Consider the following 19,723-nt stretch of genomic DNA (forward strand, 5'->3'; position numbering starts at 1 on the left):
TTGTGCTTAACCTTATACGCTTGAGACTGATTGATAAGGATTTACTATGTTCGCAGCCGCCGCCGGCTCTCCAAACTTAATGCTACAAGCGACTATCTTTTTGGGGGCAGCGCTACTGTTTGTGCCGCTTGGTAAGCGCTTCGGTATTGCAACCGTTTTGGGCTACCTGATTACTGGTTTGATATTAGGCCCAAGCGCGCTAGACGTCGCAGGCGACGCTGAGAGTTTGTTGCATTTTTCTGAATTTGGCGTGGTGATGCTACTGTTCATCATCGGTCTAGAACTACAGCCTTCGCGTCTGTGGGCGCTACGCCGCTCTATTTTTGTGTTAGGCGGTTTGCAAGTCGGCATGACTGGTATCGTGTTAATGGCGATTTTATATCAGTTTTTTGCATTACAGCTTGATACAGCTTTTATCGTTGGCTTTGGTTTAGCGCTTTCCTCTACCGCATTTGTGCTGCAAATATTGACCGAAAAGCAGCAGCTCTCAAGCACGCATGGCCGCGAAGCCTTTACTATCTTACTGTTTCAAGATATCGCCGTTATTCCACTGCTCGCTGTCATCCCCTTTTTATCAGGGGTACGCGAACAAAGCTATGACTTAATTTATTTTGCTAAAGTATTTATGGTTTTTGCTGGTTTGATTTTATCGAGTCGTTATATTGTCAGACCTTTCTTTAAGTTCGTGGCCTCTAGCGGCGCAGCCGAGCTGTTAACGGCGGTAGCGTTATTTATCGTAATGGGCGTCTCTATTTTAATGGAGCAGATCGGTCTTTCCATGGCTTTAGGTGCATTTTTGACCGGTGTATTGCTAGCAGATTCAGAGTACCGTCACGAGTTAGAGGCGAGTATTGAGCCGTTTAAAGGACTGCTGTTAGGTCTGTTCTTTATGTCGGTAGGCATGCTGACAGATGTCAAGCTTATCCTGGCTAAGCCGGTGCTTATTGTCGGCTGTGCTTTGGCATTGATGGTCATCAAATTCGGCGTGGTAACGGCTATCGCCAAAGTATCAGGTAACCGCTTACCGACGAGCATCCGGCTTGGGGTGACGTTAGCGCAAGGCGGCGAGTTTGCCTTTGTACTCTTTAGCGTAGCAAGTGCGCAGAATGTCTTAAGGCCGGAGCTGGCCAATATGCTAAATCTGGTAGTGACTATCTCTATGGCGCTTACGCCATTTGCGTTTTTATTACTCGAAAAAGCAGGCGAACCTTTATTTGCAAAAAGTAAGCCCAAGCGCGACTACGACACTATTCCTGATCACGAGCATCAAGTCATTATCGCCGGTTTCGGCCGTATCGGTCAGATTATTGGCCGGGTACTGCGCATGCACAATATCGAATTTACCGCCATTGAGCGCTCAGCGAACCGCGTGGATTTTGTACGTAAATTTGGTAATAAAGTCTATTATGGCGATCCCAAAAACCCTGAGATTCTGCGCGCCGCTGGCATCAATAAAGCGAGGTTATTTATTTTGGCCATCGATGATCTAGAGCGCTCTATTACCACTGCTGAGTATTTACGTAAGAATTATCCAGATTTGATTGTTTTAGCGCGAGCGCGGGATAGGCAGCATTACTACCGTCTGCGTGAGGTTGGGGTTCGTCATATATGGCGCGAGACTTATTTATCCTCCTTAGATATGTCGCGTGAGTCCTTGCAGTTATTGGGCATCTCCCCTGAAAAAGCGCGCGAAACGGTGCAGACTTTCCGCGATTACGACGATGATTTGATCGAACGCCAGCAGGCCATCTATGATGATGAAGCAAGCCTTATCGAATCGGCGCAGTCGGCGATGGCTGAGCTTGAGAGTCTCTTCGATGAAGATATAGATAAAGCGCGCAAAATGGACTTAAGCGAATTTTATGAAGAGCTTAAAAACCAAGCCACGCCAGTTGATAAGGATCAAGACCCTCTGCCCCATTCAAAAAACTAATGCTTAATCAGCCACGCAATAGGCCGGCGCTTGCTTTTCATTTAATGAGCTCGTGCAGCGCCAATTCTCCTCATTTGGTAGATGATAAAACACCAGTGTCTGACCGTTCAAATAGCGCAGTGGAAACCTGACATTTTGGATAGTACCTGTCACGGTACAGTCGGTTTCTGGCACGCTTGGCGTTTGCGTATCAATGCGCACTTGTATTTTTGGGTTGCTAGTCGCTATCGGCAGCTGAGTAGGACACTCGCCTGTTTGCTGATAAGCTAGAGCCACCTGATTTTGTGCGGTTTTGGTGATATCGTAAGCATCGAATAGCACTTCGTTTTCTTTTGGCTTTGCGATAATAGGTAAAAACTGCACCTTGATGACCGTTAAGGCAAACACAAAAATAGCGAATCCCAGTCCTAAACCAAATAAGCTGACGCCGCCTTCACGCCGTAGTATGGCTTTTTGCGCTGTCTCATCACGCGGATGATCGTCTAAAGCATCGGCGATCTCACGCCTTGCCATTCGGTAGTAATAAGCGTCTGTCCAGCGCGCCACCATAAATGACCAAAACAACCAAATGATAGCGGCAATCGCGATACGCAGCGGCATCTGATAAGCCAGCGGAATAAAAGACATCGCCGCAAATTCAACAAAGACTAAAACGATAGTAATGGTGAGCTGAATAAATGACCAACCGGCGACACTGTAGACGATCGCATCGATGTAACGTTTGCGATAGAGCAGCCAAAAAAAGGTCATAAAAAAGGCGGCCCAATGCCACTTAGGAGACAGATATCCTTGCTCATCGAACTGCTCAAAGCGCTTGAGGTAATAGTCTTGGCTACGGTGGCTGATAAACCACTGGTCTAGCTGCTTGCGCCGAGCAGCGGTCAGCTCTTCTCGGTAGAAAGGGGGCGGCGTATCCGTCTCGATAAATAGCATGGTAGTGGCCCTATTGTTATTTTAAGCATTGGGGCTTTTTTAGAGAGGCTGAAAGGTCGTATTAAACGTGTTTGTCTAATAAAAATAGAGCACTTAAAAATAGTAAACTTAGGATATAGCTTAAACTAACTAGCATTAGTATAACTATTATAAGATATCGCCAAGCTCAATGCATCCACTAGTCAAATGCTAACCGGCTTTTAGGCTCGCAGTTTAAGACGGCGTTGGAGCTGCCTTTGACTAATCCAAGCCTTTAAATGCTGTTCGCGCTTTTGCTCGCTATATTTCGCTTAAAAACCCAATAGATTTAACCTATAATACCTGTCTACTTATTACTTTATAAAGTCTTAGCCATATTATGAGCTCACAATCTCCCTCCGATCATTCTATTGACACTCCAGTCGCCAGCCCAGTAGATCATTCAGTAGACAATAGCAGCGATAGCCGCTCTGAAGCCGTTAGTACGGCCTCTACAACTGATGACAAGGAGGCTAATAACGATAAGCATATGCGTATTGTGAATACTTTTATGAAGCGCCGCACGCATATGAATAAAAACGCGGAGCAAGCGTTAACCGATCCCAAGTTTGCAGAATATCTAGTCAACAACAGTTTTGGCGATGGTAATCTTGACGGCATTGATGATCTACGTGTCTTATTCAATGATAGTCCAAACGGTAGCAATGCGCCGCTCACAGTAGAGATAGGTTTTGGGCTCGGGGACTCTTTGATTGAGATGGCGATAGCCGATCCGACTCGCAACTTCATCGGTGTTGAGGTGCATGAGCCTGGTATTGGTAAATGCGCTTATATGGCAGGCACGCAAAATCTGACTAGTATCAAAATTATCAACGGCGACGCCATACAACTGCTCAAGCAGCTCCCTGAAAACCATATCGATCGTATTCAGCTCTACTTCCCAGATCCTTGGCGCAAAAAACGCCATTTTAAGCGCCGCTTTGTTAGTGCTGAGCGTATGGCGATTGTCACCCGCACTCTAAAACCGGGCGGCTGGTTTCATACCGCAACAGACTGGGAGCATTACGCTTTTTGGATGCTAGAAGTACTCGATAACTTTGCAGGACTGAGCAATCAAGCCGGTACAGGCAACTTTACACCTCGTCCTGATTTTCGCCCGATGACTAAGTTTGAGCGCCGCGGTATCGACCGTGATCATGGCGTATGGGATTTGATTTATACGAAAGACTAGGGCGTGTTGAACATTCACAAGAAGGCACTGCTGATAGCTAAAATCGTTCTAGTCTAAGGGAAAATTGCAGGTAATGCAGATGCCTTAGCTAAATTTTTACAACGACTAGGGCGATTTTAGCATCAGCCCTAACTACAACAACAGGGACAGGACTATTTTTTGCCGCTTTATTGATAAAAATAGACGCTTAGAACGACTAAACTTACCATTTTTATCTGCAAATCGTCTAAAAAATAGTCTCTGTCAGTGCCACGGTCGAATGTTCAACACGCCCTAGTCGCCATCAGACGCCCTATAGTCAATATCTAAAACCTTATTTACGTACCATAAGCGACTGCTACCAACAGTCGCTTTTTTGCATCTTGAGCTCTTCTATTTAGGGTTTTGCTGCGAAATGCTAAGACGTCTCAAATTTTTACTAACAAATAGACAAATTATCTCCCTTTTTAAATGTGAAACCTTATGCTCAAAAGACTCTCAAGCCGATATGTTTAAGGTGTTTATATCAAAAATTGATAGACTCTAATAATTTTCAAATTTGTGCAATCATCGATATAATAAGGGGTTGCAGAGTTCTCCCCAGAAGCTGTGGATAACCCTGTGGATAACTAGGTACTTGACAAGGATATGAGTCGATAGCTTAACGCTTTAGGTAAAATTGGTCATTTTTTATACAATTTATTTTTATAATAAAATCAATTACTTACACTTAATTTAAAACAATAAAAAATTATTTATAATTATTTTAAAATAAATTTGATTGCCGCAAATGTTTCACAGCGAGCAAAATTTTATTTTATTTTTGCTGTGGACAACTATATTTGCTCTTGACAAATCTGTATTTTTTCAGAGCGCACAAATCATACTATTTACTCTTCATTCAGGCTAGCTGAGCGCTAATAAAAACCTATAAAAACTATAAAAGTTAGGCGACATCTATTGTCGTTTAGAGTGAGACAAACTCATTATTTAGCTTGGATTTTGTTATAATTACCTCATCTAATAATCAAACAAAAAGCGCATCCTTATAGGCTTTTAGTTTTTAACTCTATCATTTGCTTAGTAATTTTTATAAAGGTTTTATCAGGAGTTAGTCAGTACAGTAGCTACTCTGCTGACGACTACGCTCTAAACTTAATTTTACTGCTAACGCTATTTTTTTTACTGTATAGTAAAGATAGCTATCTAAGTCATAGCTCTAACCGTTTCGACTATTTTGGGCTTATAAAGACTATCCCAACTCACTTACTCTGTTTACTTAGTCACTCTTATATCTTAAAACATCACTTGTAAATTCATTACTGACAAGGAGTCCATTATGGACGACAACAAAGCAAAAGCACTCAAAGCAGCACTAGGACAAATCGAGAAGCAATTCGGTAAGAACACTATTATGCATCTCGGTGACGATTCTGTTGCTATGGATGTCGATGTAGTCTCAACAGGCTCTCTAGGCTTAGATATTGCCTTAGGAATTGGCGGCCTACCTAAAGGCCGTATCATTGAAATCTATGGCCCTGAGAGCTCAGGTAAAACCACCATGACGCTACAAACGATCGCTCAATGCCAAAAGCAAGGCGGTACTTGTGCCTTTATCGATGCTGAGCACGCGCTTGATCCGGTTTATGCCCGTAAGTTAGGCATTAATACGGACGACTTATTGATTTCCCAGCCTGATAATGGCGAGCAGGCACTTGAGATTACCGATATGTTAGTACGCTCAGGCGCTATCGATATGATCGTGATTGACTCGGTCGCCGCTCTCACGCCACGTGCGGAGATTGAGGGTGAGATGGGCGATTCGCATATGGGCTTGCAGGCGCGTCTGATGAGCCAAGCACTACGTAAAATCACTGGTAATGCTAAACGCTCCAACTGTATGGTGGTGTTTATTAACCAGATTCGTATGAAGATTGGCGTCATGTTTGGTAGTCCAGAGACCACGACAGGTGGTAACGCATTGAAGTTTTATTCTTCGGTGCGGATGGATATTCGCCGTATCGGCGCGGTCAAAAACGGTGATGACATCATCGGTAACCAAACTCGCGTTAAAGTCATCAAAAACAAAATGGCGCCGCCGTTCCGCCAAGCCGAATTTGAGATTACTTATGGCGAAGGTACCAACCATTTAGCTGAAGTCATTGACCTTGGCGTTGAGATTGGCGCAGTAGGCAAAGCGGGCTCTTGGTATAGCTACGGCGATGAAAAGATTGGTCAAGGTAAAGCCAACTCAGTGCTCTATCTCAAAGAAAACCCTGCCATCGCAGAAGAGATAGAAGCTAAGATTCGTGCAGAAAAGTTAGGGTCAGGGACACAAGAACAGCCCGAAGCTAATGACGAAGATATAGACGCCGGTCAGGACTTAGAAGCATCGCCTATACAGTAATGGCTTAAGCACAAAAATCTTCATGCTATTGAATAGCTTATAGGTTAAAAATGCAGATTAAAACATTAGCTGAAATTCTAGCCGAGTCGGACACCGACTCGGCTAGTTCTGCTGCTAGCAGTAAACCAAAACGTCATAATAATAAAAGCTCAACTACCAAAAATACCGAGCTATTTAATCGCAGAAAATCAAAAAAAGCACAGCGCGTAAAGCAACAAAGCGCAGAGCCTTTTTCTGAGAAGAAAACTCATACTACATCCACTGATGAGAGTGACAAAAGCTTTTTTGCAGAGGATTCTTCAAGCTTTGATGCTTTATCCCAATCTTCAAATAAATCATTAGCTAAACCTTCATCAAATTCCCTTAAATCAAAATCAAAAAAACGCAAAAAGCGCTTCCATGCTGCAGCAATTTTTGTCGCTGAGCACAATGATGCGCCCGCTTACGTGCCGCCAGACTCACAAAGCATTCAGCAGATGCTAGCTGAAGTTAAGCGCAAGGTACATACAGATGAAGATCATACAGACGGCAGTAGTGACGAAGCAGATAGCTCTCACGATATCGCCAAACAAGTAACCGATAATATTGCGACGTCTCTTGATCAAGAGAACACAGAAGCGTCTACAGCGGCGTTCACGGCTTGCGAGATAGACAACCTACCCCCGGCGCTTAAAGCTTACCTGCGCACCCCTGAACAAAAGCAAGCCGAGCTCGATGCTATCAAAGCTGAGAGCCGTTTGCGCTGGTTGGCTTTTTATTATCTGTCACGGCGTGAGTACGGTAAGGCGGAGCTCAAACAAAAGCTTATCGACAAAGAGCAAGACCCGGATAGTATTGATAAGCTGCTTGCTGAATTTGAAGAGAAAGGTTATCAAAGTGACTACCGCACTACCCTTATGCTAATTCGTGAAAACATTCGTAAAGGCCGCGGCCGTCAGCGTATCAAGCAGGAGTTTTATAAAAAGCAAATCACTATGCCAAGCAATATTGATGAGCTCATTGATATGGCAAATAGTGAGTCTGAAGAGTTTCGCGAGTTCGTTGATCCTGATGACAGCTTAGTTGAGGGGGTTGATTGGCTCAAACTAGCGGTAGAGGCTCGCACTAAGAAGTATGGTGACACTATACCAGTGGAGCAAAAAGAAAAAGCTAAGCAGCTGCGATTTTTGCAGTATCGCGGCTTTAAGACGGACATCTGTTTTCAAGCGCTTAACTATACTTTAGAAACTTTGGATGAGCGCTTTTAACCGTGACTCATCTAATTCTAACACTCAGATACCTATTAATAATAGCCAAGCACTTTCCACCATATCATACCTGCCCCTATCCAAATCACCAGATTGACCACACTCATGATAGCGCCGATGCCCCACCACTTTTTTAAGGTTACATACCCTGAGTTAAAGATGACGGGGGCGGTGCCGGTCGCATAATGAGTGAGGGTCATCATAATGTTGCCCGCTGCTGCCAAAATCAGCGCGTATAGCATGGGCGGCGCTCCTAAGCTCAGCCCAACGGCATAAAAGGCGGCAAATAAAGCGGTGATATGCGCAGTCGTACTTGCAAAGAAGTAATGAATGTACAAATACACCAGCGTCAAAATCGCCACGGCACCTACCCAGCCCAGACCCGTCGTACCAATCATCGCCTCGATATTATCAGAAAACCAGCGAATCAAGCCAAGCTCATTCAGATAAGCGGCCATCATAATCAAGGCACCAAACCAGATGATGGTATCCCAAGCAGATTTTTCTTTGAGAATATCCTCCCACGTCAGCACCCCAGTCAATATCAAAGTCGTCAGACCGATAAAAGCCGTCGTCGTGGAATCGACGCTGTATTGCTCACCCAATAGCAGCGCTGGGATATTGGCCCAGAGTAGTAGCATCAGGCCAAACACACCGAGCATGATTTTTTCTTGGCGGCTGATGCTACCCATGTCTGCCAAATTGTCTTTTGCAAAACCTTTAGCGTCGGGTGTGACTTTGACATCAGGTGGATAGATCAGATAAATCACCAAGGGCATCACCACTAAACACAGGATGCCCGGCACAAACATCGCCACTGCCCACGTTGTCCACGACAGCTGAATGTTGCCGCCTGTGGCTTTATTTACCAGATCTACCACTAAAGGGTTGGGCGCGGTCGCGGTGATAAACATCCCTGAGGTAATCGGATTGGCATGGTAATTGACCATTGCCAGATAGCGACCAATTTTATTTTGCGTGCCTTCCTCTGGCGTTGAATGAAAGCTTTGGGCGATAGATTTCATAATAGGATGAATAATACCGCCACCACGCGCGGTATTCGACGGCGTGATAGGCGCTATCATCAGCTCAGCCGCCGTCAATGAGTATGCGACTCCGATGGTTTTTTTGCCAAAGATAGAAATAAAATAATAAGCAATGCGGCGACCAAGACCGGTTTTGATAAGGCCGCGCGATATCATCACTGCGATACCAATCAACCATATCAGCGGGCTTGAATAGCTAGAGAGCGCATCATTGATGGCTTGTTTTGGGCTGTCACTGGTCACACCCGTCAAAGCCACGAGCGTCACGGCGATGACCGCTATCGCCCCGATGGGTAGTACTTTACCAATAATGGCAGCGATGGTGGCGATAAATAAAGCCAGCATGTGCCATGCGTCAGCGGTGACGCCCGTCGGTACAGGAATGACAAACCAGATGATAAGACCTACGACGATGGCAATAGCGGCTTGGATCGGCTTAAACGGCATGCGTCAGTATCCTATGCAGTGGCTGATACCCTCATCTTATAAGATTACCAGCACCGTTGCGCATTTGTTCACCATTTTTAACATATCTATGTAGTATGTATTATTGAAGTCCTCACAATAAAAAAGAGCACGCTATACAAACGTGCTCTTTTGGCCGCTATCTGCTGTCTGCGTAAGAAGTAGCGGCAGACTACACAGTTAAAGGTAGCTATAACACAAACATGGGGCCATTATCGTAAAGTGCCTAGACGGTTGGACAACTGACCGATAATCTGATCAATCTCTTGATTCGCTTCTTCCTCATTATCTAAGTTACCATTTGGGGTCAGCTGATTCATTACCTCAGGTAACAGCTCTGCTAGCCCTTGGCGAACTTCGCTATCATTAGCGCCGGTTTGCGCGGCCACTTGCTGAATCTCGTTTTCGTCAAATAGACGATTGATCTCATTAGGATCTAAGTTATCATTAGGCTCACTATTGCTCATCCAAGAGCGCGCTTGTGCTTCATGGCCCATACCAGTAATCTTCGATAACGCACCGCTGAGACCGCCATTGCGCTGTATCCAGCTTAGCACCATCGGCATCAGCGCGGCTATTAGCATACCCTTACCGCCAAAGCCGCCTCTACTACGTTGACCACCGCCAAGCACACTGCCTAAGATATCGCCAAGGCCGCCTGCACCTGAGCTCATACTGCCGCGCTGTGCGCCGCCGCCTAAGCCACCTAATAGATCATCTAGACCGAAGCCATTATCTGCTTGACGGCCGTATTGCTGCGGATTATAGCCACCTGCTTGGTTACTAGCGCCTGCCGAACCGCCGAGCACACTGCCCAATATATCACCAAGACCACCAGTACGGCGCGGGCTGGTGCGCTGATTGATCGGATTACGCTGCGCATCATTTGGATCCATAGCACTACGCGCGACTTGCGAAACTAAATTTCCTAATAAACTCATAACTCTCTCCTTTTATCGTTATATTTGTTTTCAACAGCCCTAATATAACAAATCCATTTATATAGCTAGAGAGGTGTTTTGTTATGGCTTGTATCGTCTAGTAGCTTATAGATTTAGGGCGTGCTGAACATTCGACCGTGGTACTTTAATCGCTTTGAGTGGCGCCATCGACACTATTAGCTAATACGCTCAGCTGTCGCCACTGCTCAGCGCTCACTTGATCGCGGAATATGGTCACGGTAAAGGGCCGCTGATAAGGTTCAGTTATTATCAGGGTTAAATGTATCAACCACGGATAGTGATGGGCTGTAGAGAGCGTAGCTTGCCAAAGCTCGTCAGCGCGTCCGGTACGCATCAGCAGCTGCCAACCTAGATCGATGCGTTTGCTCATTGGAGGCTGACTAAGATGCATTAAGATTGGCCTTGATAAAGCCAAATAACTCACAACCGCAGCAGCTACCAGCAAAATGAGCACATATTGCCAAAGCCATAATTTCGCTAACCAAGCGAGTAGAATAATAATAGCTGTCAAACTGCCATATAATAAGGCACGCAAATAGCTAGTAGGCTGTACAGGAGTATCAATCCGTAACGATAAGCGCGACATGGTCATCTAATTATCCAGCAAATTGCGTAAAGTAGAGCCGAGTGATTAATACCTGTACAGTTTAGCGCACACCTGTACAGTTTAGCACAGTGCCTAACGCATTAAGTCCTTACTAGGTTAAGTCCTTACTATGACGCCAAGTCTTAATTTTATTGACTAGCTCCCAAACCGCAGCGTCATCCGGCTGACTTTGATTGGTAAAATAATCTAATAAATCAGGGTCTTCATATGTGAGCAGCTCAGCAAAGGTAGCTTGCTCGGCAGTATCAGCCGCTAGATAAAGCTCTTTTACGTAAGGATCAATATAAAAATCTAGCTCTTTGAGGCCGCGACGGGCTTGATAAATAATACGGCGCTGTTCAGCGGTAGGCTCGGGTTGGGTAGTCATAAATAACTCTTTAGTCGTTAACGCGCTTGCTGGTTAAGCGCTTATTATTAATAATATGATGTTTGATTGAAGACAAGTTTATTTTATATATAGCCGATACTAAATAAAATGGATACGTTATTTAATACGCGAAACTGGTATAAATTTTTCTGGCTTGCTGTGCCTACGTCGACAGAGGCTGCAAAAAATTCATCCCAGTTTCGCTACATCTTTTTCATACTTAACTATAAGTGCCGTCTTAAATGTCAAGCATCGTTTGTTTAAGCTAAGCTGATAAATGATTATAGTCTGTGAGCTGCTGCCAAAGTGCTACGGCTTGCTGCATCATCGCCACATTATGGGTACGTATGATACTCGCGCCTTGTTGTAGTGCAAATAAACCGGCTGCCGTACTCGCTATATCACGTTCGATAGCTTTGGAGTTTTTATAACGGGCTATATTGCTCTTGTCTAGTACTTCTGCCAAAAAACGCTTACGTGAAATACCAAACATCAGCGGTAGCTCTAAGCTTTGTAAGCTTGCTAATTGAGTCAACAGCGCACAATGATGTGCGTAATCTTTAGCGAAGCCAAATCCTGGATCTAGGATTATATTAGCACGTTTGACGCCAAGACTAGTCACGTCTTCTACACGCGCTGCAAGCTCCGTCATTACCTCGCTGACCACATCCTCGTACTGCGCTAAGCTGTTCATGGTTGCCGGCTCACCGCGCATGTGCATCAGCATCACCGGAATATCTAACTTAGCGGCCATGGCAGCCGCGCCTTCACGTTTGAGCGCACGGACATCATTCCAAATATCTGCGCCAGCTGCGAATGCCGCTTCTATCACTTGTGGGCTACTGGTATCAATCGATAACCATATCTCATCACCGCAGTGTGCGCGAATCGCTTCAACTACTGGTATGACGCGAGCTATCTCCTCATCTGTCGCTACTGCCTCAGCATTTGGGCGTGTGGATTCACCGCCGATATCGATAATAGTGGCACCTGCTGCGATCATTTCCTGCGCTCGATTTAGAGCACTTTCTACAGCATTAAACTGCCCACCGTCCGAAAACGAATCTGGGGTCACATTTAAAATACCCATAATTTGCGGCTTCGATAAGTCTAATGTTTTGTGACGTATGCGGATACTATAAGCAGGTAAGGGCTGAAACAACGGCATAACTGATCTCATGTAGATGAAAATTTATTAATAAAGCACTATTAATTTTTAGCTTATCATATCAGTAAATGAGCGGTACTCCTAAAGTCTGTCTGACCTTTACAATTCCTCAGAACGGAGTCTAAACCTTTTATTACGACATTCAGCTCCTACATTAGGATTGGGGTATTAGATCTCTAATTTTTAACCCAAAAAAAGCCCTTTATGAAAAGGGCTTCTTAATTTCAATGGTTTTATATCCACTATACCAAGTCATTACATCGCTGGTAGGGGCGGCGGAATGGTACCTTCAGGCTTCTCTCTATCTTTTGATAAATTAACTTCGTTATGCTGGTAAATCTTTGGTGGACGTGGCTCTTCGCCTGCTAAGATATCTTGCAGCTGATCACGGTCAATCGTTTCCCACTTCATAAGCGCGTCTACCATAGCGTGCATTTTATCTTGATTTGCCTCGATTAATTCACGCGCGATGTCATATTGCTCTTCTAACAACCGGCGAACTTCGTCATCGACCTTTTGCTGCGTGGCTTCAGAAATCGTCCGACCACCGCCGCCGAAGTACCCTTGCGAGCTATCATCGTCTTCATAGACCATGATACCTAGCGCATCTGACATACCATACTTAGTCACCATTGCTCGTGCCATCTTAGTCGCACGTTCAAAGTCATTAGAAGCACCAGTCGACATCTGATTGATAAACACCTCTTCAGCGATACGACCGCCGAACAAAATAGCGATATCATTGAGCATTTTTGACTTATACATACTTGTCTGATCATGCTCAGGCAACTGCCAAGTAACCCCTAGAGCAAATCCGCGCGGCATAATCGTTACCTTATGCACCGGATCAGTACCCGGTAGTAATTCAGCAACTAAGGCATGACCTGCCTCATGATAAGCGGTGGCGCGGCGCTCTTCTTCACGTATCACCATAGATTTGCGCTCAGGACCCATATAGAGCTTGTCTTTGGCATCTTCAAAGTCATTCATATCGACGCTGCGCTTATTACGGCGCGCGGCAAATAGTGCGGCTTCGTTGACGAGGTTAGCAAGCTGAGCACCAGTAAAGCCAGGTGTACCACGAGCCAAAGCTCGCGCATCGACACTGATCGTATTTGGCAGTTTCTTCAGATGTACTTTTAGGATTTGCTCACGGCCTTTAATATCTGGCAAGCCTACTTGTACCTGACGATCAAAACGGCCAGGACGGAGTAGCGCTTTATCGAGGACGTCAGCACGGTTAGTCGCGGCGATGACAATCACCCCTTCATTACCTTCAAAACCATCCATTTCAACGAGTAATTGGTTCAGTGTCTGCTCGCGCTCATCATTACCACCGCCCATACCTGAGCCGCGATGACGACCGACCGCATCAATCTCATCAATAAAGATGATACAAGGCGCACTCTTTTTTGCTTGTTCGAACATATCACGAACACGCGAAGCACCCACACCAACGAACATCTCCACAAAATCAGAACCTGATATTGAGAAAAACGGTACTTTGGCTTCACCAGCGATAGCTCGAGCTAGCAAGGTTTTACCGGTACCTGGAGGTCCGACCATCAAGATACCACGCGGAATAGTCGCACCAAGCTTAGTAAACTTATCAGGGTCACGCAAGAATTCAACCACTTCGACGACTTCTTCTTTGGCTTCTTCGCAGCCTGCAACATCAGTAAAATTAACCTTGATCTGATCTTCGCTCAGCATTTTGGCTTTTGACTTACCAAAGCTCATAGGGCCACCGCCTTTACCGCCAGCGCCGCCTTGCATATTACGCATAAAGAATAAGAAGAGACCAATAATCAATAGAATCGGGAAACTAGCAATCAATAGCTGCATTAGTATGCTTTGGCGTTTTGGTGCTGTGCCTTCTACTTCGACCTGATTTTCACGCAGCATTGGCATTAACTGCTCATCAGCCACAGCCGGTCTAATGGTCTCAAATGTTGAGCCATTTTTCTTCTCACCAGTGATTTGTTCACCGTCGATCTCAACGCTAGCTACTTGATTTTCTGACACTGCGGTCACAAACTCAGAGTAGTTAAGGTTATCAGGCTCTGATGATTGATCAAAGCCGCTAAACACTAGCACTAGAACGCCGATTACCACCAGCCACAATAAGGTATTTTTTACCATGTCGCTCACAAGCTTTCCCATCCCTACTTATTGGTGTGTCAACTCGACACGTGACGCCTTCAAAGCGTTAACCTATTATTTATTTCAGTCTTTGTGTGGACTATATATAGTATATGGTGACTAAACACCGCGATTAAAAGATAAAAACTAATATAAATAACCCGTTACTCTAAGGCGACTTCATTTTAATAATTGCTTAAAACAAAGCTAATATACCACGATATATGGTTTTAATCGGTACAATTCAACCACTAGATATCACTTTTCAGTTAACTATTGTAGCAACACTAGCAGCGTTTAAATCTTATTCAAAACTATCGAATCGCTATCCAAAACATCTCTTTGGAGCGTGGTCTAGAAGCAGCCGGTTTGATACTGCGAACCTTACTAAAGTCGCGCTGCATTTGCTGCCTAAGCTCTTGTGTGCCCTCGCCTTGGAAGACTTTCATAATCAGCGCGCCGCCTTTAGGCAAAGTTGCTAAGGCAAAATCTACTGCCAACTCACACAGATACATCATGCGTGGTTGATCGACCGCGCTGTTACCCGCGGTATTAGGGGCCATATCGGATAGCACTACATCGACTTGGCTATCGCCCACTTGCGCCATAATCGCGTCAAAAGCCTCAGCCTCACGAAAATCACCTTGGATAAAAGTGACATCAGCCAAAGCATCCATCGGTAAAATATCAGAAGCTATCAAGGTGCCAGTGTCGCCTACTAGCTTACTCGCTACTTGCGACCAACTCCCCGGCGCACTGCCCAAATCGACTACGGTCATCCCTTTAGTGATAGTCTGGGTTTTGTCATTGATCTCTAACAGTTTATAAGCGGCGCGCGCACGATAGCCGTCTTTTTGCGCTTGCTTGACATAGTGGTCATCAAGATGCTCTTTCATCCAAGCACGGCTACTTTTTGAGAGTTTTTTATTTTCAATACGCGTAGCCAAAATACTTGCTCCTATACCTATCACAAAAAAGCGCTACAAAAACCAAGTTAAGACGCTTAGTTTAACATTTCCCTCACCTAAAATCGTCCAAAATCCTAATGAATTCAAGCAAGATAGTCTCATATTGCTTATAATACGCATTAAATTTTTGATGATATCGTTTGTACTGCGCCGGTGTACTCTGTCGTTGATACAGACACTAAAACTTATTTATATTGATATAAGGAATGTTATGCAACTTGATAATGAAACCATTAAACGCCTAAAAAGTATTGGCCACGAGCTCAAGCCTATCGTTATGATCGGCAATAAAGGCATCACCCCTGCCATTAGTGAAGAGATTGATAGAGCATTGAGCGATCACGAGCTGATTAAAGTGAAGCTGCCAGCAGGCACTAAGCATGAGCGTGATATCGTGAGCACTGAGATTGCGACTACAGCGAATGCCAATGTGATTCACACTATCGGCCGTATGGCGCTGTTATTACGCCAAAACCCAAACGCCAATCCTAAGCTATCTAACTTAGCCCGTTATGCTCAGTAATGCATAAAGAGTGATGATTTAATACTCTTTATAGACTTATCTTAAAGGCCGCAGCTGATTAGACTTGCGGCTTTTGTCATTTTTACTCTTCTACTTTTGCTATATTTTTTGGCCGCTCAGCGAGTTGTCAGCATTTAACCTATTTACGATAAGGCAATCCATAATATGAGTCAGACTTTTATTCTTAAGCTTGCAAACGATAGCTTAGTGAGTGATGCTCAAAAGATCGGTATGTCCGTTTCCCAGTTACAGCAAATTATCGTTAAAGTAACGGCTACGATTATGGACTCAGCGAATGCTGACAGCGATACGCTAAATACAATAAGTAGCGATATGGATACTAGCTTAAGCCTCCGCTATGAGGTTAAGCTGCCGTCTATGACCTTATTGGATCAGTTGCAATGGCCGCTTTGGAATAAACAAAAAGTCGGCTTTGCAGATTATCTATGGCAGCAGACTTGCTTAGAGTGTTTTATAACCAATAACGCGGCAAGTTATGTGGAGATAAATGCCAGTCCAAATGGTCAATATGCGGTCTATCAGTTTACGGACTACCGTACCCCTGTTACGCTGCCGCCCATACCCTTATTGATAAAAGGCAGTCAACATCCCGTCCATATTCAATGGCATAATAAAACACTAGCAAGTAGTGATTCGTTATTGAAACAGCGCCAATTCTCAATCGCATTAGATATGCTACCTGACTCTATGCCGCGCATACTCAATTCTAACTTGACTGCCTTGATACATCCATGCGTCATTCTCAACTTCGCAGGCACGCCACTTTACTTTGCAACTGAGCACGCCACGCCAGCCGATTTTCATCAGCGCCAGCACTGGTCAAAGCTGCAGCTGGATAAAGAGTAATGACTTAGCAGATCTAAAAGATGATAAAACTCATAGGCGTAGCATGAGATGCCGCATAAAAAACCCAGCAATGTCATTTAGATCATTACTGGGTTTTTTGCTGAACTAACGATAGCTAGATTATAATTGACTACAAATATAGTAGCAGTTACTCGTCAGCCATCGCAAGATAGATACCACGATCTGAGGCATCATCTACGTATTGTGAGTCGCGCCATGTGGTATAACTATGGACACCGCTGTATGGGCTGATACCTTTTTGGCGGAAGTCTGAGACCCAGCCGTTACCGTCAAATATTTGAATATGACCGTGCGGGCGTCTTGAGCTACGGTCATAGACGATCACATCACCCACCTGATGCGGTGTGTCATTACTGATTTTGGTAAAGCCTGCTTGAGCAAGCGTGCCACGCGTCGCATACTGATAAGCAGATGGGTTTGGAGTAAACTCGTAACCGGCAGACTGTAGCGCTTTACGCACATAACGGGCACAGTAGCCTGTACTTCTAGCGTGCGCTGCTCTTGCTGCACGCGCTGCAGCGCGAGCTGGCGCTGAATTGCTATCTGGGATACTACTGCGGATTTGCTGTTCGCGCTCGTACGCTAAACGGCTAGTTAGTGATGCTAACTGATATTCTTTTTGCTTGGCGTGCTCGCTTAGGTTATCAATAGCTTGACTGATTTCGTCATTGCTATAAACGCGAGCGCCACTGTTGGTGCTATAAATATTCTGGCTAGAACCGTAGTTCGAAGCAGCCGTGATATTTGTGATGGTATGAGTCAAGGTATTATTTGATTGAAAGGTCGTTTCGGCAGCACCACTTGTTTGTGCTATGCCCATTCCTAGTACTGACAAAATTAATAAAGCTTGTTTCATAAATTTACTACCTATAGTTAATACAAGAGCGCTCGTCATCCATAACGAAGCATCAATTCATTTAAAGGATATAGCCATTAAACAATCATGATAAAATCCTAGGTATAGCAGCTAACACTCTAGTCTTAAGCGCCCGACACTAGCATCATTACTAGTTTTGTCATTCGCCTCGTAGATTGTCCGCTTTAACCTTATATCTTGCAATGAGCAACACGATGTCAAAAAAACAGCCTAATCGACTTGCCCAACTTATCGATCATCAAGCATTTGCTGGTAGCGCACTACCTCGAAGCTTGAGCGATAATATGCGTGTTTTTACGCAAGCAACCACTGAGATAAAAAAACTATTGGCAGATTGTCTACCAGAAGAGATTCTTAATACCTGCTGGGTTGTCGGTCTGAACGATGAGCAACTCACACTCAGTGTAGGTTCAGTAACTGCGGCTAATCACATTCGCTATTTACAAAATGCTTACTTATCAGTGTTAACAGAGCAGTCAATTACATTTCAACAACTCAAGCAAATCAGCGTCGTGGTAGCTCATACTGCCGCTCATGATTCTAAAGTTTCAGAACAACTAGCGGTCTCAAAATCCAATAAAACCAATGTGCATCAGGCCCTTAGCCAAAACACAAAGCGGACTATATCACAGGCAGCTGAGCATGTCACCACGGATAAAAAGCTGCAAAAAGCACTTTTGCGGCTAATAAATGACTAAAAATTTGCAGATTACATTGTAAAGTTATGTAAATAACATATTAAAAATTAGTCGCTATTAATTCGTTATCCAAAAAATTTTGCACAAAAAAAAACGTATGATGAAGATTGTCTTTGATTTGACATTATCATCGTACGTTTTTTGATAGCTGTTAGCTTTTGTATTACCTAACTTTCAGCGATTTTATTCGGTTTTAACGACTAAATATATTCAAAATTATGAATGTGTTATTTCGTAAACTATGTAATATTGCGTAAATGTTGCGATACATCCTGTATATTCGTGTATTTATCCTTCAACGACTAGCCCAGAGAGTGGCAAATATTCGATAGGACAAGTTACATTGTCATCAAATGTTACAATTTCAAAGTTTTTTGGGTCAGATAGTATTTCGCGAACCAATAAGTTATTGAGTGCATGACCTGACTTGTACGCACTAAAACGGCCCAAAATAGGATAACCGATAAGATATAAGTCGCCTAATGCATCCAAAATCTTGTGACGAACGAACTCATCATTGAAGCGTAAGCCTTCAGCATTCAACACTCTTGCCTCATCAATGACGATAGCATTGTCCATACTGCCACCTAAAGCAAGATTGTTCTTGCGCAGGACTTCTATATCTTTCATAAAACCAAAGGTACGCGCTTCGCTTAACTGCTCGATAAAGTTATGAGTGGAAAGGTGGAACTGAGCATGCTGGAAATCCTTATCAAAGGCTGGATGCTCAAAGTCAATCTCAAAGTTCATCTCAAAGCCATTGTAAGGACGCAGTTCAGCCCATTTGTCATCGACTTTGATTCGTACTGGTCTGACCACCCGCAAGAACTTCTTAGGCGCTTCTTGCTCTTCAAAGCCTGCTTGTAGTAATAAGCCCACAAAAGGCGCCGCGCTACCATCCATAATAGGAATCTCGCTTGCAGAGACTCGTATCAGTAGATTATCGACACCAAGGCCAGCAATAGCGCTTAGTAGATGCTCAACCGTACCGACGCGCGTACCGCCAAATACTAAGTTAGATGACATCATGGTATCTTGCACCAAAAAGGCACTAGCTGGAATCGGTGCTGAGCCTAGTATATCGGAACGCTCAAAAACAACACCGGTATCAACAGGCTGTGGATGAAACTCAAGATCCACAGGCTGACCACTATGTAAACCGGTACCAGTGACCGCTAAAGCTGTTTTTATAGTTCTCTGATTCATGGCTGTAATCCCACATATTTTGTTACAATTGCCCTAGTGTACCATTAGTACCCCTTAATTCGCTATAGCCAAAAAATACTAATTTGCATATTTAAGC

17 protein-coding genes are annotated in these 19,723 nt (G+C 44.3%); 7 read left to right on the plus strand and 10 right to left on the minus strand.

Going from position 1 to position 19,723, the window contains the following annotated elements; genetic code table 11:
* The first annotated feature begins 46 nt into the window (after positions 1-46).
* Entirely contained in the window at positions 47-1,933 is a 1,887-nt protein-coding gene (locus AAEY83_RS00935) for a monovalent cation:proton antiporter-2 (CPA2) family protein (RefSeq protein ID WP_025644623.1), read from the plus strand.
* Positions 1,934-1,936: 3 nt separating this feature from the next.
* On the opposite strand, the gene AAEY83_RS00940 is transcribed toward AAEY83_RS00935, so the two are convergent.
* Positions 1,937-2,866 carry a DUF2628 domain-containing protein gene (locus AAEY83_RS00940; RefSeq protein ID WP_025644625.1) on the minus strand — a complete coding sequence of 310 codons (930 nt, stop codon included), beginning with the start codon at positions 2,864-2,866 and terminating at the stop codon, positions 1,937-1,939.
* Between the two features lie 508 nt (positions 2,867-3,374).
* Between AAEY83_RS00940 and trmB the strand changes: the two genes are divergently transcribed.
* From trmB to AAEY83_RS00955, 3 genes are all read left to right on the plus strand, one after another.
* Complete coding sequence (gene trmB, locus AAEY83_RS00945) at positions 3,375-4,076, plus strand: tRNA (guanosine(46)-N7)-methyltransferase TrmB (protein ID WP_264673170.1); 702 nt, start codon at positions 3,375-3,377, stop codon at positions 4,074-4,076.
* A gap of 1,318 nt (positions 4,077-5,394) precedes the next feature.
* On the plus strand, positions 5,395-6,462 hold the full coding sequence (gene recA / locus AAEY83_RS00950; RefSeq protein ID WP_025644629.1) for a recombinase RecA: 1,068 nt from the start codon (positions 5,395-5,397) through the stop codon (positions 6,460-6,462).
* Between the two features lie 50 nt (positions 6,463-6,512).
* Positions 6,513-7,709 carry a regulatory protein RecX gene (locus AAEY83_RS00955; RefSeq protein ID WP_025644631.1) on the plus strand — a complete coding sequence of 399 codons (1,197 nt, stop codon included), beginning with the start codon at positions 6,513-6,515 and terminating at the stop codon, positions 7,707-7,709.
* 35 nt (positions 7,710-7,744) lie between these two features.
* On the opposite strand, the gene AAEY83_RS00960 is transcribed toward AAEY83_RS00955, so the two are convergent.
* The 7 genes from AAEY83_RS00960 to AAEY83_RS00990 form a co-directional block, all read right to left on the minus strand.
* Complete coding sequence (locus tag AAEY83_RS00960) at positions 7,745-9,202, minus strand: anion permease (protein WP_025644633.1); 1,458 nt, start codon at positions 9,200-9,202, stop codon at positions 7,745-7,747.
* A gap of 230 nt (positions 9,203-9,432) precedes the next feature.
* Positions 9,433-10,161, minus strand: coding sequence for a YidB family protein (locus AAEY83_RS00965; RefSeq protein WP_025644635.1), 729 nt, complete (start codon positions 10,159-10,161; stop codon positions 9,433-9,435).
* 145 nt (positions 10,162-10,306) lie between these two features.
* Entirely contained in the window at positions 10,307-10,774 is a 468-nt protein-coding gene (locus tag AAEY83_RS00970) for a protein YgfX (protein WP_227501896.1), read from the minus strand.
* Positions 10,775-10,880: 106 nt separating this feature from the next.
* Positions 10,881-11,156, minus strand: a complete 276-nt coding sequence (locus AAEY83_RS00975) for an FAD assembly factor SdhE (RefSeq protein WP_025644638.1) — start codon at positions 11,154-11,156, stop codon at positions 10,881-10,883.
* 265 nt (positions 11,157-11,421) lie between these two features.
* Positions 11,422-12,324, minus strand: a complete 903-nt coding sequence (gene folP, locus AAEY83_RS00980; protein WP_025644639.1) for a dihydropteroate synthase — start codon at positions 12,322-12,324, stop codon at positions 11,422-11,424.
* Positions 12,325-12,579: 255 nt separating this feature from the next.
* The gene (gene ftsH, locus AAEY83_RS00985; protein ID WP_025644641.1) at positions 12,580-14,475 is read right to left on the minus strand and encodes an ATP-dependent zinc metalloprotease FtsH; all 1,896 of its coding nucleotides are present in this window, start codon (positions 14,473-14,475) and stop codon (positions 12,580-12,582) included.
* 305 nt (positions 14,476-14,780) lie between these two features.
* A complete protein-coding gene (locus AAEY83_RS00990) occupies positions 14,781-15,413 on the minus strand; it encodes an RlmE family RNA methyltransferase (protein WP_025644643.1) in 633 nt (210 codons plus the stop codon).
* 232 nt (positions 15,414-15,645) lie between these two features.
* On the opposite strand from AAEY83_RS00990, the gene AAEY83_RS00995 reads away from it, so the two are divergent.
* Together AAEY83_RS00995 and AAEY83_RS01000 are read left to right on the plus strand one after the other, a co-directional pair.
* Positions 15,646-15,957 (plus strand): YhbY family RNA-binding protein, encoded by a 312-nt coding sequence (locus AAEY83_RS00995; RefSeq protein WP_025644644.1) that lies wholly within the window; start codon positions 15,646-15,648, stop codon positions 15,955-15,957.
* 165 nt (positions 15,958-16,122) lie between these two features.
* Positions 16,123-16,824 (plus strand): DOMON domain-containing protein, encoded by a 702-nt coding sequence (locus AAEY83_RS01000; RefSeq protein ID WP_025644645.1) that lies wholly within the window; start codon positions 16,123-16,125, stop codon positions 16,822-16,824.
* 148 nt (positions 16,825-16,972) lie between these two features.
* On the opposite strand, the gene AAEY83_RS01005 is transcribed toward AAEY83_RS01000, so the two are convergent.
* Positions 16,973-17,701: a CHAP domain-containing protein gene (locus tag AAEY83_RS01005; RefSeq protein ID WP_025644646.1), complete on the minus strand. Its 729-nt coding sequence runs from the start codon at positions 17,699-17,701 to the stop codon at positions 16,973-16,975.
* 215 nt (positions 17,702-17,916) lie between these two features.
* Here AAEY83_RS01005 and AAEY83_RS01010 point away from each other — a divergent pair, with 215 nt between their 5' ends.
* Complete coding sequence (locus tag AAEY83_RS01010) at positions 17,917-18,420, plus strand: hypothetical protein (RefSeq protein WP_025644647.1); 504 nt, start codon at positions 17,917-17,919, stop codon at positions 18,418-18,420.
* Positions 18,421-18,708: 288 nt separating this feature from the next.
* Here the strand turns inward: AAEY83_RS01010 and lpxC are convergent, their stop codons facing one another.
* Entirely contained in the window at positions 18,709-19,626 is a 918-nt protein-coding gene (gene lpxC / locus AAEY83_RS01015; RefSeq protein WP_025644648.1) for a UDP-3-O-acyl-N-acetylglucosamine deacetylase, read from the minus strand.
* Positions 19,627-19,723 lie beyond the last annotated feature (97 nt).

The organism is Psychrobacter sp. TB20-MNA-CIBAN-0197 (assembly GCF_040309765.1).
Classification (GTDB): domain Bacteria; phylum Pseudomonadota; class Gammaproteobacteria; order Pseudomonadales; family Moraxellaceae; genus Psychrobacter; species Psychrobacter submarinus.

Excerpts from the sequence above, each read along its gene's own strand:
- AAEY83_RS00955 (WP_025644631.1), top strand. The coding sequence starts at position 6,513 with ATGCAGATTAAAACATTAGCTGAAATTCTAGCCGAGTCGGACACCGAC.
- folP (WP_025644639.1), bottom strand. The coding sequence starts at position 12,324 with ATGCCGTTGTTTCAGCCCTTACCTGCTTATAGTATCCGCATACGTCAC.
- AAEY83_RS01010 (WP_025644647.1), top strand. The coding sequence starts at position 17,917 with ATGTCAAAAAAACAGCCTAATCGACTTGCCCAACTTATCGATCATCAA.
- AAEY83_RS00935 (WP_025644623.1), top strand. The coding sequence starts at position 47 with ATGTTCGCAGCCGCCGCCGGCTCTCCAAACTTAATGCTACAAGCGACT.
- AAEY83_RS01005 (WP_025644646.1), bottom strand. The coding sequence starts at position 17,701 with ATGAAACAAGCTTTATTAATTTTGTCAGTACTAGGAATGGGCATAGCA.
- recA (WP_025644629.1), top strand. The coding sequence starts at position 5,395 with ATGGACGACAACAAAGCAAAAGCACTCAAAGCAGCACTAGGACAAATC.
- trmB (WP_264673170.1), top strand. The coding sequence starts at position 3,375 with ATGCGTATTGTGAATACTTTTATGAAGCGCCGCACGCATATGAATAAA.
- AAEY83_RS00975 (WP_025644638.1), bottom strand. The coding sequence starts at position 11,156 with ATGACTACCCAACCCGAGCCTACCGCTGAACAGCGCCGTATTATTTAT.
- AAEY83_RS01000 (WP_025644645.1), top strand. The coding sequence starts at position 16,123 with ATGAGTCAGACTTTTATTCTTAAGCTTGCAAACGATAGCTTAGTGAGT.
- AAEY83_RS00960 (WP_025644633.1), bottom strand. The coding sequence starts at position 9,202 with ATGCCGTTTAAGCCGATCCAAGCCGCTATTGCCATCGTCGTAGGTCTT.
- AAEY83_RS00940 (WP_025644625.1), bottom strand. The coding sequence starts at position 2,866 with ATGCTATTTATCGAGACGGATACGCCGCCCCCTTTCTACCGAGAAGAG.
- AAEY83_RS00995 (WP_025644644.1), top strand. The coding sequence starts at position 15,646 with ATGCAACTTGATAATGAAACCATTAAACGCCTAAAAAGTATTGGCCAC.
- AAEY83_RS00965 (WP_025644635.1), bottom strand. The coding sequence starts at position 10,161 with ATGAGTTTATTAGGAAATTTAGTTTCGCAAGTCGCGCGTAGTGCTATG.
- AAEY83_RS00970 (WP_227501896.1), bottom strand. The coding sequence starts at position 10,774 with ATGACCATGTCGCGCTTATCGTTACGGATTGATACTCCTGTACAGCCT.
- lpxC (WP_025644648.1), bottom strand. The coding sequence starts at position 19,626 with ATGAATCAGAGAACTATAAAAACAGCTTTAGCGGTCACTGGTACCGGT.